Origin of the sequence: Parapedobacter luteus, assembly GCF_900168055.1 — a bacterium.
GTDB lineage: Bacteria > Bacteroidota > Bacteroidia > Sphingobacteriales > Sphingobacteriaceae > Parapedobacter > Parapedobacter luteus.
In genome coordinates, this window is sequence record NZ_FUYS01000015.1 from 1 (window position 1) to 15,707 (window position 15,707).

Here is a 15,707-nt window from a genome sequence, read left to right on the forward strand (position 1 = left end):
CCCTGCCTGTGCAGCCTCAATAACTGTTTGATCTGACTCATGGGTCTTGCTTTTCCGGCCATGGGTTATTCACTGATTGATGGTAAAACATACCGTCAAATCAACCTAAAACCTACCGGCTTTTCCAAAGACGCGGGGTCAGCATGCTCCGTTACACGCCTCCACCAAGGGGTCAGTTTGCTCCGTTACGGAAACCCGTAGGGGGTCAACATGCTCCGCAACACAATCTGTCGGAAAAATATAGGGGGTCAGCATCCGCCGTTATGGCATGCTCATACGATGCGTACGGGCACCTGGCTTATCAAATTAGTGGACCGTCGCTGGGGGTCAGCTTGCGCCGCAATATCCAAATGCACTGTTCGAGAGCCTTGGCAGCGCCATGTATGTCTCCTAACACAAATGTCTTCATGCAGCAACCGATAACTATCAATAGCCGTAAGATACATAAAATAGCGTATAATACCGCCATTTAACTATCATAAATGGAGTGATGCAACCGAGGAGTATGCCACAACGTTAGATCACTCCGATGTTTCTTGACAATTGATTTTTGACGACCTGAAAGCTCGGCCCGCAGAAGTTAGGCAATATTTTATTATTCCTGATTAGGGCAATTTATCAGAAAAAAAAAGGGGCAAAAACTCTCAAAAGCTTTTGCCCACTCAAGGGTAAGTAATCGGGCTCGAACCGACGACCTCCTGAACCACAATCAGGCGCTCTAACCAACTGAGCTATACCTACCGTGTTAATGGACTGCAAAGATAATAATCACCTGACAATCCAACAACAATTTTAAAAAAAACCTTAACCTATCAGACTGACACTTCGTTTAACAAAGCTAGTCAACTCATTACCAGTAAGTAATCCGCGCGAAAGCAGCGCCAAATCAAATGCTTGCTTAGCTAACTGCTGGCGCGCGTCTTCGTCTTCATTGGAAAGAATGCGCTTAATCAAGGGGTGGTTGCCATTGATTGTCACCTTATAATTGTCTGGCATTGAGCCATAGAAACTCATGCCACCACCGGTTTGTGCCATGTCTTTCATCCGGCGCATAAACTCGTCGATGGTAACGGTCACGGGTAGATCCTGTTCGCTTAGTGCTTCAACATGCACCTTCATGTTATCCTTGCTGATAGCTTTCTCGAACAATGATGTCACCGTCTTACTTTCTTCATCCGTCAATTGCAGCGTTTTACGTTCTTCCTTCTGAATCAAGTTATCAATGACGTCTGCATCCACACGCTTCAGCTGGGTCTTTTCATTTTTCTGTTCCAGGTACGCCACAAAATGGCTGTCTATCGGCGAATCCAGCACCAGCACATCATAGCCGTTGCCGTTGGCTGTAGCAATATAGCTGTCTTGCTGCGCCACATCATGCGTATAGAGGTACACGATGTTGCCGTCCTTATCTTTTTGGATATCCTTTACCTTTTCACCGTATTCCTTAAGTGTGTAGATTTCGCCTCCGGTGTTTTTTAACAAACAGAAGTCAGCAGCCTTTTCTGCGAATTTTTCGTCGCTCAGCATTCCGTATTTGACAAATAGGCTGATGTCTTTCCATTTTTCTTCAAATCCTTTCCGATCAGTCCGGAATAGTTCCGCCAGCTTGTCCGCGACTTTCTTAGTGATGTGGGCATTTATCTTTTTTACGTTGCTATCCGCTTGCAGGAAGCTCCTCGACACGTTCAACGGAATATCTGGTGAATCGATTACCCCGTGGAGCAACATGAGAAATTCGGGAACAATATCTTTTACTTCATCCGTAATAAAGACCTGGCGTGAATAAAGTTTGATTTTATTTTTCTGAAGTTCGAAATCGTTTTTGATCTTCGGGAAATAAAGGATACCGGTGAGATTGAATGGATAATCTACATTTAAATGAATCCAGAAGAGCGGCTCATCAAATGAGTAAGGGTAAAGCTCACGATAAAACGCCAAGTAGTCTTCGTCCTTTAGTTCAGACGGTGATTTCGTCCAGGCTGGATGGGTATTATTGATGATGTTATCAACTTCTACTGACTTGTACTTCGTATTTCCATCTTTATCCTCCCCGTCGGGTTCACTGCTCGTGCGGGTGCCGAAGCGGATAGGTACGGGCAAAAATTTGCCGTATTTCTCCAATATCTCCTGCAACCGGCTTTTAGTTAGAAACTCCTCGGAGTCGTTGTTGATATAAAGAATAATATCGGTGCCCCGCTTAGCGCGATTCCCTTCCGAAATCTCATACGAAGTGGTACCGTCGCAAATCCAGCGGGCGGGCTCAGCGCCCTCCTGGTATGACAAGGTCTGAATCTCCACTTTGTCGGCTACCATGAATGCCGAATAAAAACCGAGCCCAAAGCGGCCAATAATCTCGTTGGCATCCTTAGCTTCCTTAAACTTTTCAACAAATTCAGTGGCGCCCGAGAAAGCGATTTGATTGATATACTTTTTAATCTCGTCAGCGGTCATGCCGATACCGTTGTCAGAAATCGTGATGGTCTTCGCTTTTTCGTCAAATGAGACGTCGATGGTCGTATCGCCCAATTCGCCCTTGTATTGACCAAGAGCGGCTAACCGTTTGATTTTCTGCGTGGCATCTACCGCGTTTGACACCAGCTCCCGAAGGAAAATCTCGTTATCTGAATATAAAAACTTTTTGATCACCGGGAAGATATTCTCGGTATGGATGGAGATGTTGCCCTTTTCGTTCATATTACCTTCAATTTTGCTGCTGGAACTCAAACAAGGAATGTTCCAGCTTTCTCAGGTAAGACAGGATGACAGCCATCTTTGCTGATTAACTGACAAAACCCCGCCATAAATGGCAGGGTTCAGTAGCCGATGTGTCTTATATCGATGCTATCTGTTCAAGCTGTTTCTTTTTCAAACTTGTTAGGATCGGTTTACCTTAACAAACGCCAAGGACTAAAAACTAAAGCCTGCGCTAACCTTAAAGAAAGAGTCATTCCCTTCGATAAAGTCTCCCCCTGCGGTCAAGCGTGAAAAGACGCCGTACTTGGGCGATGAAAATTGAATGTAAGGACCCAACCACTGGTAGACGTCCGTTGACTCACTGACGTTGGAACCACCGGAATTGATTAGATGTTCAAAATGGGCCCCAAATGAAAATTTCGGACTTACCTTGTACCCTGCATTTGCCCAATAATGCACATAGGACAGCGTCGTGCCGCCTGCGGGTGCCTTATCCCTCAAAGGCGCATAATAACCGAAATACACTTCCCCGTCAATACGCGGTTTGTCGAGGGAAAGGATAACATTCGGCACAATCCCGTCTCCGAAAATCGAAGGCCCTTCCGCCCCACTGGAGAGTAAGTTGCCCCCGGTAATCCCCAGATTTGGGTTAATACCAAAACCGTCGGCCACATTGAAATTGGCCCCCACTCCAAATTCGGTCCAATTGCCCCAGCCGGCACCGGTACCTGCGGACCACATGATACCATAAAACGTCAGATCAACTGTTGGATTTAATGAATACGCCCCGGAAAACGAGGGCGCAAAACCGAAAAATTGATCAGAAACCAACGCCAGTGTGAACGAAAAGTCATCGTCATCGTCTTGCGCAGCCACGTTGGTTGTGCTGACAACTATTAAAAACAAAACGCTCAAAAGGGTTTGCAGACTTAGTGGTGTGATTTTTTTCTTCATAATTTTACTTCTTTAAATTTTAAACAAAGACATTCAGCGAAAGAACTTAAACATGGACAGCATAAAACATAAAAGCAACCGACTAACAACTGGTAATTGACAGAATCCCGCCAACAAGCAACAAAAAAAGTGTTTCATTTAAACAACAATGGTAGTCAAACACAAAAAAACCACCGAAACAATTAAAAAACAATCAATATACACCACAAATATGTATAAATATATTATTAAATCAATCAAAATATTACAATTTAATCAAAAAAATAAATAGTTTTTGATATTTTATTCTTTTTTATATACCAAAAAAGCAAAACGAACACCTATTTTATCCAAATCGGACAACATAAAATACCCAAAAACCGTATTTTAAAAACAAAAACAAGCCAAACAGCCTATTTTTTTCAATAAAAAAAGCCCAGCAATATTGCCGGGCTCCAGAATCGGGAAGAATTTTCAGTTACTCGCCTAAAATATTTTGGATTGCATTGTCATAAATCTCTTTTGCATGGCTTACGGTGTCGTACAATGTTCCATCCACTACGAATCCATTTTTGGTCACCGCACCCAAAAGCGAAAACTCTGTTCCGCTCGCTGCCAGCAATTCCACAAAGGCCTCTTGTGCATCCGGTTTAACAGACACCACGATTCGGCCTTGGGCTTCCCCGAACAAGAAAGCATCCCTGCGGATTTCACTGTCTGTATCAATGGCAAATCCGAGATTGCCAGCCATCGCCGACTCGGCCAACGCTACATATAGCCCGCCATCTGAAACATCATGTGCCGATACGATGAGCCGTTCATGGATCAGGTGCTTGATAACCTGATGTGTCGCATATTCCTCATCCAAATCAAAATAAGGAGCCGGTGAAGCTTTCACGCCGTGGTACGACGCCAGGTATTGCGACGACGCTATATCGTTGCGGGACTCACCGATTAGATAAATATAATCGCCTTCCGCTTTAAAGTCCAACGTCATCAGGTTGGATACATCGGGCAGCAGCCCCAGCATACCAATGGTCGGTGTAGGGAATACCGATCCCCCATCCGGCGATTGATTATAGAAGCTCACATTACCGCCGGTTACCGGCGTCTGGAACTTGAGGCAAGCCTCCCCCATCCCTTTGATTGCATGGACAAACTGCCAATAAACCTCCGGTATATAAGGATTACCGAAATTAAGGCAGTTCGTAATTGCCGAAGGTTCGCCTCCCGCGCAGGTGATGTTGCGCGCCGCTTCTGCAACCGCAATAGCACATCCTTTCTGCGGGTCAGCGTTTACATAACGGGAATTACAGTCTACGGTCAACGCTATTGCCTTATTCGTGCCCTTTACTGCCACTACGGCTGCATCGCTTGGCCGGTTGGTTGTCACGGTGGCCGTTCCGACCATCGAGTCATACTGCTTAGTGACCCATCGCTTGGAGGCGATATTCGGATGCGACAGCAAATGCTGCGCAACCTCGCGAAGATCTTCGGGTTCGGCGATATCCGTTATTTTGAACTGTTGATATTGTGCAAAATAAGCAGGCTCCTTATATTCCCGGTGATAAACGGGGGCACCTCCGCCCAATACAAGGTCGTCGGCTGGCACATCGGCCACCAGCTCGCCATGCATGTAATATTCCAGCCGCCGGGTATCCGTCACCTCACCGATGATGGCGCAGTTCAGATCCCATTTGTCAAACACGGCCTCCACGTCAGCTTCCCGACCTTTCTGTACCACGATGAGCATTCGCTCTTGTGACTCAGACAGCAGTATTTCATAGGGCTTCATGTTGGCCTGCCGCGTAGGTACCTTATCTAAATCAATCCGCATGCCGTGTTTGCCTTTGGCAGACATCTCTGAATTGGAACAAATAATCCCGGCGGCCCCCATATCTTGCATACCGACGACGGCACCGGTCTTAATGACCTCAAGTGTGGCTTCCAGCAACAATTTTTCCTGAAACGGATCCCCCACCTGCACGGCGGGCAAGTCGTTTACAGAGTCTTCCGTAATATCTTTGGAGGCAAAGGCCGCACCGTGTATACCATCCTTGCCCGTAGCCGACCCGACGATATAGACCGGATTACCCACACCGTAGGATGTGGCTGACACGGTTTCACCCACCTTGACGATCCCTGCAGACATCGCATTGACCAGGGGATTCACTTGATAGCATTCATCAAAAAAAACCTCGCCGCCAACCGTGGGGATGCCAAATGCGTTGCCGTAATCGCCGATTCCCTTGACCACGCCCTTTATCAGCCACTGCGTGCGCGGATGGTTGATGTCGCCGAAACGCAACGAGTTGAGTTGCGCAATCGGACGTGCCCCCATGGTAAAGATATCCCGATTGATACCGCCCACACCGGTTGCAGCACCCTGATAAGGCTCCAACGCAGAAGGGTGGTTATGGGATTCTATTTTGAACGCACAGCCGAGGCCATCGCCGATGTCAACCAAACCTGCGTTTTCTTCACCTGCCTTGGCTAGCATGTGTGGTCCCTCCTTGGGCAAAGTCTTCAGCCAAACAATGGAATTTTTATATGAGCAGTGTTCGCTCCACATCACCGAAAAAATTGACAATTCAGTAAAATTGGGCGTCCGCCCCAAAATTTCGATGATTCGCTCAAACTCTTCAGGCAGCAAGCCCAATTCGGTTGCAGTTTCTACGGTGGTCAATTCCTGTGTTTCCAAGATGAATGATTAAAAATGATGAACACTAATATTTCCTGCAAAAATAAGGATAAGATTTGAGATGTGGGGCATGAGATGGAAGACCACGTTGCAGATGAAGGCCGCAGGCGGAAGATTATGAGAAAAGTTATATTTTTACCGCAAACTATAAACGATGAAGAGAATCCTTTCGATAGACGGCGGCGGAATCCGCGGAATCATTCCGGGTATGTTGTTGGCGGCTTTAGAACGGAGATTAAAGCGTATAAGTAATAATCCGGATGCCGCAATCGCTGATTATTTCGACTTTTTTGCGGGCACCAGCACAGGGGGCATCCTTATCTGCTTGCTGCTGTGCCCCGATGACCAGACACCGCCCCGCCCGAGATTTTCGGCGAAAGAAGCATTGGACATTTATGTGACACACGGCAGCGATATCTTCAAGGCCGGTTTCTTCCGGCGACTGATGGCCAAATTTGGCCTATTGAGCGAACGTTACCCCAGTGCAACCCTGGAGCATGTCCTGCAAGCCTACTTTGGCGAGATTAAACTGAGCGAACTTCTCAAACCATGTATCGTGACCGCCTATAATATCGAGCTCCGTAAAACGCACTTTTTTAGGCAGCAGACCGCCATTGTGCGCGGCGATTCGCGCGACTTTTACTTGCGTGACGTCTGCCGGGCCACCTCGGCCGCCCCCACTTATTTCAGCGTCGCCGAAACATATTCCATCAGTGGCACGCGCTACCCACTGCTTGACGGCGGCGTATTTGCCCCCAACCCTTCGATGAGTGCGCTGGTGGAAGTCACGCGGGCGTTCAATGAAACCAAAATCAATGACATTGCTATTTTGTCTTTGGGCACCGGACGGTCAAGGAAAGCCTATGATTATGAACACTTCAAAAAGAGGCGGGCAATCTCCGTGGGGCCTGCCCTGATTGATATCATGATGAGCGGGGCCGCCGAAAGCAGCGACTTCTTCTTACAGCAACTGTATCGATCTGCCGGCAAAGCAGAGCAATATATCAGGATAGAGCCGAGCAACCTGCATAGCATACGTGAGGAGCTGGATGCGGCAAGCTATAACAATATCCAGAAATTAATCGCGCTGGGCGACAGGATGGTCAGCGAAAATGATGAGCTGCTGAATCAGCTGGCAGGTCAATTAATAAGCGAAAAGGAGCATTCGCAGACCAGAAGCCCCTGGCGGTTTCTGTCTGCCAAAGGCTAAAATGCCTCTTAAATCTAAAAATTATACGTGATGGAACAAAAAACAATAGCACTCATTGCGCATGACGGCAAAAAGCCCGAAATGGTCGGATTTGTGAAAGACCATGTCGCTTTATTGCGCGATGCAAAACTTGTAGCCACGGGCACTACCGGGTCCTACATCAGACAAACAGGATTGGCTGTCGAACTGAAGCTCAGCGGCCCAAAGGGAGGCGACGCGCAAATCGCAGCCTTAGCCGCTGAAGGCAAGGTAGATGCCATTATTTTCTTCCGCGACCCATTGGGAAAACACGCCCATGAGCCAGACATCCAGATGCTTATGCGGGTTTGCGATGTATACAACGTGCCGCTTGCAACCAATCCGGCTACGGGAGAGCTCATTTTGAAAGGTTTACTTTAAAACGGGTGCCACCTAAAAGTTTTTATTCCAGCGGTATCGAGAATGCCGCGCATTTTAGCTAAGTTTGCAGCTTCCACCAAACCCCATCGGTATGGTAAAAACGGACAACGGTATTACATATTCACCCTTCCGCCACATTACTCGGGAGGAATGGAAGGATCTCAACGGCCATCCATCTTACCTCATAGCCGATGCCGACATTCATAAGCTAAATGCCTTGAATGAGCCCCTGACCATGCAGGAAATTGAAGACGTCTATTTTCCGTTGAGCCATTTGTTACAAATACATATCGACAGTTATCGCCAACTGCACCAAAAAGCCAACTCGTTTTTTAATAACTACAGCAAGCGCCTACCTTTCATCATCGGGATAGCGGGGAGCGTGGCGGCAGGTAAAAGTACCACAGCGCGGGTGCTGCAGAAAGTACTGTCACTTTCTCCGGGCAACCCCAAGGTGGACCTTATCACAACAGATGGCTTTTTGCACCCCAACCATTACCTGGAATCCAAGGGGATACTTAATCGAAAAGGGTTTCCCGAAAGCTATGACACCAGGCGGCTGCTTGGCTTCCTGTCTGACATCAAATCCGGCAAGGAACTGGTTTCCGCCCCGGTGTATTCTCATTTGGCCTACGATATCCTGCCGAACGAGTTGCAATGGATAGCGCAACCGGATGTATTAATCGTGGAGGGCATCAATGTGCTGCAGGTAAATGTCAAAGGTAAACACCGCGGGCCGCGCGTGTTCGTATCGGACTTTTTTGATTATTCCATCTATGTCGATGCCAGTCCGGAAGACCTGTTGGAATGGTATATTCAGCGGTTTAAATGGCTTCGTAAAACCGCATTCCAGAACCCCGGCTCTTACTTTCACCGTTATGCCAACCTGAGCGAGGAGGAAAGCATCAAAATGGCCACACAGATTTGGAATGAAATCAACAAGCCTAATCTCCTGAAAAACATTTTACCCACCCGGCTCCGTGCCGATCTTATCCTCGAAAAAGGCAACCACCATTTCGTGAAAAGTGTAAAAATAAGAAAGGTCTAGTCATTACTTCGGCTCCGGGCTTGTTCGGCGTCATACGCAATCACGCGTTGGTACAGCTCACTTCGTACTTTTCTCCGAATGTCAGCATCCCGTTTAGTGGTAAAAAATTGCAGTTTGTATTTAACAACGTCTTTCCCCACACCGACAACTTTAAACTGAAAACTTCCCGTCACAATGGCTCCGCCATATTGTTTCACTACCTCCTCCAGACTGTTTTTCAACGCCTCATGATCATATGAGTGGGCCAGCGGCAACTCAAAGTCCATGGACAGCTTTTTGGAATTTTGGAGGGATTGGTTGATAATGTTGGCGGTAAATGCCGTATTGTTGGGGATTAGCACCACGTCGTCATCTTCATTTTTAACCATAATATTGGCCAGGGTGATGTCTACAATCTTTCCCTTGTGCTCCCCTATCCGCACATTGTCGCCGATAGTAAATTGGTCGGAAAACATAATCAATAGCCCGCTAATCATGTTCGTGATGTAGTCTTTGAACAACAGTGCGATGGCCATGGCGACAATCGTGATGCTTGTTAGAAATTCTTTTGGATTGATCCCAAACATCAGCATCAACCCGATAACCGCAAAAGCAACGTTTAGCAAAGCAGCGATTTGGTTGATGCCCAACACATAATTGCCCCTTATCCGGTCATTCTTTGTGTTGCGCTGCTTGTACAGTGCAATAAACATAAACCTGCCAATTGAGATAAGCACACTACCGGTGAGAAAGGTATTGATCCCGTAAGCAAATTGGCGAACGCGGGGATAATCGCGGTACCACGTTTCCGCCGTGGCAAACGAATAGGCAATCACCACCCATAGCACCACTTTGAAAATAAAGAAAAGCCGTTCCTTGATGGCTCTGCGCTTTACGATATCAGACACTGCTGCCATAGCCGTAAAAATACACAATTCCTACAATTTCATTACGTCCGTTCGTAGCACAGGAACGTGTAGGCAAAAGCATGCCGCTCATCCGGCTCGTGGTGCTGGCTGGATACGATAGTCCACTCCCGCTCATCCAGCTCCGGAAAATAGGCATCGCCGGCAAGCGTCGCATGCACCCGGGTGAGGTAGATGCGGTTCGTGATAGGCAATGCCGCTTTATAGATTTCAGCACCTCCCACCACAAATACTTCTCCGTCGCCTGTGCACCGTTGTATGGCTTCATCAAGCGAATGTACCACTTCGGCCCCATTGATAGCATAATCCGCTTGGCGCGTGATGACGATATTGCGTCGATTTGGCAAAGGCTTGCCAACCGATTCGTACGTCTTGCGTCCCATAACGACGGTATGTCCCGAGGTAGTCTGTTTAAAAAACCGAAGGTCATTCGGTAGATGCCATAGCAGTTCGTTGCCTTTGCCAATCGCATTATTTTCTGCAGCCGCAACAATAGCGGAGATAAATGGTCTGTCCATCAGTACGCTGTCCATAAGCATCGCGCTTACACCGCCACGGGTGCTTTGATATGTGGGTAAGGGTCGTAGTCCATCAACTCGAAGTCTCCATACTTGAAGTCAAAAATATCTACGACTTCCGGATTAATCACCATCCGTGGCAATGGCCGCGGCTCACGGCTCAGCTGTAAGGCCACCTGTTCGAAATGATTGCTGTAAAGATGAGCGTCTCCGAAAGTATGGATAAACTCAGCGGCCTCCATACCGCATACCTGCGCGACCATCATCGTAAGCAGCGCATAGGAAGCAATGTTGAACGGCACACCGAGGAAAATATCTGCACTGCGTTGATACAATTGGCAGGAAAGCTGAGGCTTGTACCAACCTTTCTCGGGATTCGCAGGAGTCACATAAAACTGGAAGAGGGCATGGCACGGTGGCAACGCCATGTTTTCGATTTCGGACACATTCCATGCAGACACGATAATGCGGCGCGAATCCGGATTGGTCTTGAGCTGCTGGATGACCTTCGTGATTTGGTCGATATGTTTGCCGCCGGGTGTAGGCCAGGATCGCCACTGGGATCCGTAAACAGGCCCCAGGTTCCCTTGCTCGTCTGCCCACTCATCCCAAATGCTCACCCCATTTTCTTTCAGGTAGCGTATATTGGTATCGCCCTTGAGAAACCAAATCAACTCGTGGATAATCGATCGCAGGTGTACCTTTTTCGTGGTAACCAATGGAAACCCCGCTTTGAGGTCAAAACGCATCTGGTAGCCAAAGACACTGCGTGTCCCCGTGCCCGTACGGTCGTGCTTATCCACGCCATTCTCGTAAACATGGCGCATTAAATCGAGGTATTGCTTCATGGTAAGTTTTCCTTTGCGCGAGTAAAGATAAGGAGATTAAATGATACGGCAAACCGGAAGCAACCGGGCCAGTGGTCCCATAAAACTAAAAAAACCTGCTGGATAAGGTTTCCAGCAGGCCTGTAAACATATTAACCTAATCAATAGAACTAAACAGGTTCATCTTCATATTCCTTCACCTCCTTATGCACATACTCCTCAACCATCAGCTCGTCGATGGGCCGTCCTTGTTTATCGAGCCCAAAGCGGTGCAGGACATTGTCTACCATTTGGTAAACTACCGGCACCACGATGAGGGTAAGAAACAGCGAACTGATCAAGCCACCGATAATCACCCAAGCCAGGCCGTTTTTCCATTCCGCACCCGCACCCGATGCAATCGCAATGGGAAGCATACCGAACACCATGGCGATGGTTGTCATCAGAATGGGCCTCAGACGCGCTTGATTAGCCAGGATGAGTGCCTCGCGTGTCGATTTACCTTCCGCTTTGAGGTGGTTGGTAAAATCCACAAGGATGATGGCATTCTTGGCCACCAAACCAATCAGCATGATGAGTCCCAGAATCGTAAAGATACTCAGCGTATTGTTCGTCAGCGCTAGGGCTAGGAAAGCGCCTATCACCGCCAATGGTATGGAAAACATCACCACAAACGGATACACAAAACTATCATACAAGGCGACCATGATGAAATATACCAACAATACCGACGCCAGTAACGCGATGCCCAACGTACCGAAGCCCTCAGACTGTTGCTCCATATCGCCCCCCCAAACATAGCTTACACCACTGGGCGTGTGCACTTGGTCCAGTTGCTCCAACCAATCGGTCACTACCGCACTGGCCGTGCGCCCCACAACCTGAGATTGCACCTTTACCGACGTACTTTTGTCGCGGCGTTCCAATTGGCTCGGCCCCGACCCCTCTTGAATGGTCGCAAACTGCGACAACCGCACCAGCTGCCCCGCATCGTTGGTAAACTGGAGGTTGCTTACATCATTCACATTCTTCCGATCATAATCATCAAAACGGATGTTGATGTCATATTCATATTCGCCCGCACGGAACTTACCGTCGGTGTTGCCGTTAAACGCGGTCTGCATCGTCGCTCCGACAGTCTGTAGGTTTAACCCCAATGCGGCCATTTTATCCCTGTCCACTTCAACCGTAATTTCCGGTGTACCGCTTTCTACCGAAAGCTTACTCTCGACCGTGCCGGGAATTTTGTTCAATAAAGCCAGCGCATCTTCCGCATAAGCGAGCACGCTGTCCAGATCCGAACCCATCACCACCATTTCGACGGGCGCTTGCTCAGCAAATCCGACAATACTGATGGGGACAGTCTTTACTTTGGCACCCACCAATACTTTTTCCAACTCGCGTTTTATCTTCGCTGCATAAATGCTACTCTCATCCTCCCGTTCCTTCTTTTCCACAAGCTTGACGGTGATTTCTGATTTATACATGGTTGTCAGCGCGCCCGTTACAGCATCGCTTGACTGGCCCACCGTTGTAATCATCGACACAATCTCGGGTTTTGTACCCAGGTATTCTTCCGCCCGTCTGGTCATTTGGTTGGTTTGCTCGATGGAAGCATCCTTGGGCATTTCAATCTGCACCAAGAACTCCCCCCTATCTCCCGACGCAAAAAATTCGAATCCAATGAAACCACCTGCGGGCAATATGAAGGAAGCAAAGAACAGCAGCACGACCAACGTCAGCGTGATAAATTTATGGTTGAGCGACCATTTCAGGATACCGGTCATCCAACGGGTGAAACGATGCAACTGCTTTTCAAACCAAAGGATGAATCGCCCGAAGATGTTCGTGTTGGAAACCCGTTCCAATTTCCCGAATCGCGATGTAAGCAAGGGCACAATCGTAAACGAAGCCAACAAACTGAGCAACGTGGCGATAACTACCACCACACAAAACTCCCGCAAAATATCCGATACCATGCCCGTACTCAACGCAATAGGCAAGAACACCACGACAATGACCATCGTTATGGACACTACCGTAAAGCCGATTTCCTTGGCCCCGTCGTAAGATGCGCGCACTTTGTTCTTGCCCATCTCCATGTGCCGGTAGATGTTTTCAATAACCACAATGGCATCATCCACCAAAATACCCACGACCAATGAAAGCCCCAGCAATGACATGAGGTTGAGCGTGTATCCCAAAAGATTTATACCGATAAACGTAGCAATCAATGATGCAGGAATAGCGACCATGACGATTACCGCATTCCGAAGGCTGTGCAGGAAAAACAGCATGACAATCGCCACCAATACGATAGCCAAAAACAAGTCGAAGATCACCGCGTCGGCTGATTCCAGGGTATAGGTTGAACTATCATTGGCGACATCGATCTTCAGCCCTTCCTTTGCATACATTTGCGTCAGGTTGGCGATGACCTCCTGTGAACCACGGCTCACTTCCACCGCATTGGCATCCGACTGTTTCAATACCTGAAGCACCAAGGCGCTCCGGTTGTTTACCCGGGCTATTTTTTCAACATCTTTTTGGCTATCCTGTACATCAGCGATATCCCGCACCCGCACCTGCGCTCCTGTAGGCGTGGTAGCAATGACCAAGTTCCGAAGTTCGTCGACCGTCTTATACTTCCCTGCCAGGCGGATAAGGATATCCTGATTCTGCGTCTTTACGCTTCCCGTCGGGAAATCGAGGTTGGACGTCAGGATAGCCTGTTGCACCTGAAGGATAGACATGCCGTAACCTTGCAAGCGGGAGGCATCAATGCTCACTTGGATTTCGCGCTCCTGCCCACCGATAAGGTTTACCTGCGCTACACCCGGCACGCGCGAAAGCACCGGCTGAACACGCTTGTCAATCAAATCATAAAAAGCTGCATCGTCCAAATTACCCGTAGCGGCAAGCGTAAGGATGGGCAGGTCATCCATGGAGAACTTCGCTAATGACGGCGTTTCAGCATCATCCGGCAAGTCCGAAAGAATGGCATTGACTTTACGCTGCGCATCGTTCAGCGAATAATCAACATCTGCGCCACTATGGAGTTCGATGACGACCATCGAAAGACTTTCGAACGATGTCGCATCCAGCTTCTTGATGTTTTCTAAGGAGGCCACCGCATCCTCTATTTTCTTGGTGACCGTGTTTTCAACCTCACTTGGCGATGCACCGGGATAAACGGTCGTGATGGACACCACATTGGGTGAAAACTTTGGGAGCAACTCGTAGTTCAACGAGAAATAGCTCAGGATACCCAGCAAGGTCAAGGCGGTATAAACCACAATGACGATGGATGGGCGTTTAATCGATATTTCTGCTATCTTCATGACTTAAGATATGAGACGTTTTAATTTGAAGTTGAGACCTGCGACTGGCTGTCAGCCGTCGAATCGAGTTGCGCTTCGACTTTTGCACCATCTACCAAGTTGATCTGTCCACTGGTAATGACGGTTTCACCTTCTTCAAGGCCTCTTAATATTTCCACTTGCTCGCCTAAAATCCTTCCGGCAACCACTTCACGCGTCCGCGCTGTACTATCCGCGTCAAGCACATAGATACGATTGCTATTAACCCCCCCGACAAAAGCACCCCTCGGTATCAAAATCGTTGGCTCCTGTTGAGGGAACCTGAAGTTGGCTGTGCCGTACATTCCCGCTTTCAATTGAACGGAAGTGTTGTTATCAACCGTAATCTCAATGGGATAATTCAGTGTATTGTCGGCCTTTGCTGCGATGAAGCTAACCGTTCCGTTGAATTCCTTATCCGGAAAAACAGAGCTGGTAATAGCGACTTTATCGCCCAACTTGAGGTTCACCACTTGGTTTTCGTTGGCGGAGACTTTTAACTTCAACTGGGATAAATCGACAATCTCAAACAATTCAGTACCCGGCGACAAGTACGCACCTACTTCAATATCACGGCGATTGATAATTCCATTAATCGGCGATTTAATGTTCGCGTCCTGTACGCGCCGGTTGGCTTGCTGCAACTTCACCTCCGCATTGCGCAATTGCAATTCGATATCATCCAGTTGCGCACGGGTTACGCCGCCCGTCTCGAAAGAGCTTTTATAACGCTCGTAGTCTGTCTTTAACTTCTGAAGCGCGTCTTCCGCAGCCTGTTTGTCCAAGCTCAGGATTTCAGGGTCAACAACAGCCAACACCTGCCCCCTGCTTACACGCGCGCCCTCTTTCACCAATATACGGGTGACACGTCCACTTACTTCAGAAAGCAAGGTCAGGTCTTGGTTTGCGGCAAACGTCCCATTCGCTGAAAAGTCAAGCGTGATGGGTTGCCTATTCACCTTAGCCGCTTTTACCACAATGGCACCACCTGTTTCGGCCACCACAGCCGTTTTCGCCTCGTTTTCTTTTTTGTTATTGCTTAATACCCATCCGATAAGAGCAAGCACTCCTACGACGACAATGATGGTGATGATGACTCGTTTCATATATTAA

General features: G+C 48.1%; 11 protein-coding genes and 1 tRNA gene. 3 read left to right on the plus strand and 9 right to left on the minus strand.

From position 1 onward, the window contains the following. Positions 1–667: 667 nt before the first annotated feature. The 4 genes from B5X72_RS19115 to purL form a co-directional block, all read right to left on the minus strand. Positions 668–741 (minus strand) — tRNA-His (locus B5X72_RS19115). A 63-nt stretch (positions 742–804) separates the two neighbouring features. After that, on the minus strand, positions 805–2,694 hold the full coding sequence (gene htpG, locus B5X72_RS19120) for a molecular chaperone HtpG (RefSeq protein WP_079718531.1): 1,890 nt from the start codon (positions 2,692–2,694) through the stop codon (positions 805–807). 213 nt (positions 2,695–2,907) lie between these two features. Next, the gene (locus B5X72_RS19125; RefSeq protein WP_079718532.1) at positions 2,908–3,648 is read right to left on the minus strand and encodes a DUF6733 family protein; all 741 of its coding nucleotides are present in this window, start codon (positions 3,646–3,648) and stop codon (positions 2,908–2,910) included. A gap of 457 nt (positions 3,649–4,105) precedes the next feature. After that, positions 4,106–6,328: a phosphoribosylformylglycinamidine synthase subunit PurL gene (gene purL, locus B5X72_RS19130; RefSeq protein WP_079718533.1), complete on the minus strand. Its 2,223-nt coding sequence runs from the start codon at positions 6,326–6,328 to the stop codon at positions 4,106–4,108. Between the two features lie 154 nt (positions 6,329–6,482). Here purL and B5X72_RS19135 point away from each other — a divergent pair, with 154 nt between their 5' ends. The 3 genes from B5X72_RS19135 (at position 6,483) to coaA (ending at position 8,985) form a co-directional block, all read left to right on the plus strand. After that, entirely contained in the window at positions 6,483–7,538 is a 1,056-nt protein-coding gene (locus B5X72_RS19135) for a patatin-like phospholipase family protein (protein WP_079718534.1), read from the plus strand. Between the two features lie 30 nt (positions 7,539–7,568). Further along, on the plus strand, positions 7,569–7,937 hold the full coding sequence (locus B5X72_RS19140) for a methylglyoxal synthase (protein ID WP_079718535.1): 369 nt from the start codon (positions 7,569–7,571) through the stop codon (positions 7,935–7,937). A gap of 91 nt (positions 7,938–8,028) precedes the next feature. Continuing rightward, positions 8,029–8,985, plus strand: coding sequence for a type I pantothenate kinase (gene coaA, locus B5X72_RS19145; protein ID WP_079718536.1), 957 nt, complete (start codon positions 8,029–8,031; stop codon positions 8,983–8,985). Here the strand turns inward: coaA and B5X72_RS19150 are convergent. From B5X72_RS19150 to B5X72_RS19170, 5 genes are all read right to left on the minus strand, one after another. Further along, positions 8,982–9,881, minus strand: a complete 900-nt coding sequence (locus tag B5X72_RS19150; RefSeq protein WP_079718537.1) for a mechanosensitive ion channel family protein — start codon at positions 9,879–9,881, stop codon at positions 8,982–8,984. The two genes, coaA and B5X72_RS19150, sit on opposite strands and share 4 nt — an antisense overlap. A 32-nt stretch (positions 9,882–9,913) precedes the next feature. Next, complete coding sequence (locus tag B5X72_RS19155) at positions 9,914–10,423, minus strand: dihydrofolate reductase (protein ID WP_317043127.1); 510 nt, start codon at positions 10,421–10,423, stop codon at positions 9,914–9,916. Between the two features lie 11 nt (positions 10,424–10,434). Then, a complete protein-coding gene (locus B5X72_RS19160; RefSeq protein WP_079718538.1) occupies positions 10,435–11,256 on the minus strand; it encodes a thymidylate synthase in 822 nt (273 codons plus the stop codon). A gap of 149 nt (positions 11,257–11,405) precedes the next feature. Then, positions 11,406–14,576: an efflux RND transporter permease subunit gene (locus B5X72_RS19165; RefSeq protein ID WP_079718539.1), complete on the minus strand. Its 3,171-nt coding sequence runs from the start codon at positions 14,574–14,576 to the stop codon at positions 11,406–11,408. 20 nt (positions 14,577–14,596) lie between these two features. Then, a complete protein-coding gene (locus B5X72_RS19170; protein WP_079718540.1) occupies positions 14,597–15,700 on the minus strand; it encodes an efflux RND transporter periplasmic adaptor subunit in 1,104 nt (367 codons plus the stop codon). Between the last annotated feature and the right edge of the window lie 7 nt (positions 15,701–15,707).

What these genes read in the sequence shown, in the direction of transcription:
- htpG (WP_079718531.1), bottom strand. Translation starts at nt 2,694, where the DNA reads ATGAACGAAAAGGGCAACATCTCCATCCATACCGAGAATATCTTCCCG.
- B5X72_RS19125 (WP_079718532.1), bottom strand. Translation starts at nt 3,648, where the DNA reads ATGAAGAAAAAAATCACACCACTAAGTCTGCAAACCCTTTTGAGCGTT.
- B5X72_RS19135 (WP_079718534.1), top strand. Translation starts at nt 6,483, where the DNA reads ATGAAGAGAATCCTTTCGATAGACGGCGGCGGAATCCGCGGAATCATT.
- B5X72_RS19140 (WP_079718535.1), top strand. Translation starts at nt 7,569, where the DNA reads ATGGAACAAAAAACAATAGCACTCATTGCGCATGACGGCAAAAAGCCC.
- coaA (WP_079718536.1), top strand. Translation starts at nt 8,029, where the DNA reads ATGGTAAAAACGGACAACGGTATTACATATTCACCCTTCCGCCACATT.
- B5X72_RS19150 (WP_079718537.1), bottom strand. Translation starts at nt 9,881, where the DNA reads ATGGCAGCAGTGTCTGATATCGTAAAGCGCAGAGCCATCAAGGAACGG.
- B5X72_RS19155 (WP_317043127.1), bottom strand. Translation starts at nt 10,423, where the DNA reads ATGGACAGCGTACTGATGGACAGACCATTTATCTCCGCTATTGTTGCG.
- B5X72_RS19160 (WP_079718538.1), bottom strand. Translation starts at nt 11,256, where the DNA reads ATGAAGCAATACCTCGATTTAATGCGCCATGTTTACGAGAATGGCGTG.
- B5X72_RS19165 (WP_079718539.1), bottom strand. Translation starts at nt 14,576, where the DNA reads ATGAAGATAGCAGAAATATCGATTAAACGCCCATCCATCGTCATTGTG.
- B5X72_RS19170 (WP_079718540.1), bottom strand. Translation starts at nt 15,700, where the DNA reads ATGAAACGAGTCATCATCACCATCATTGTCGTCGTAGGAGTGCTTGCT.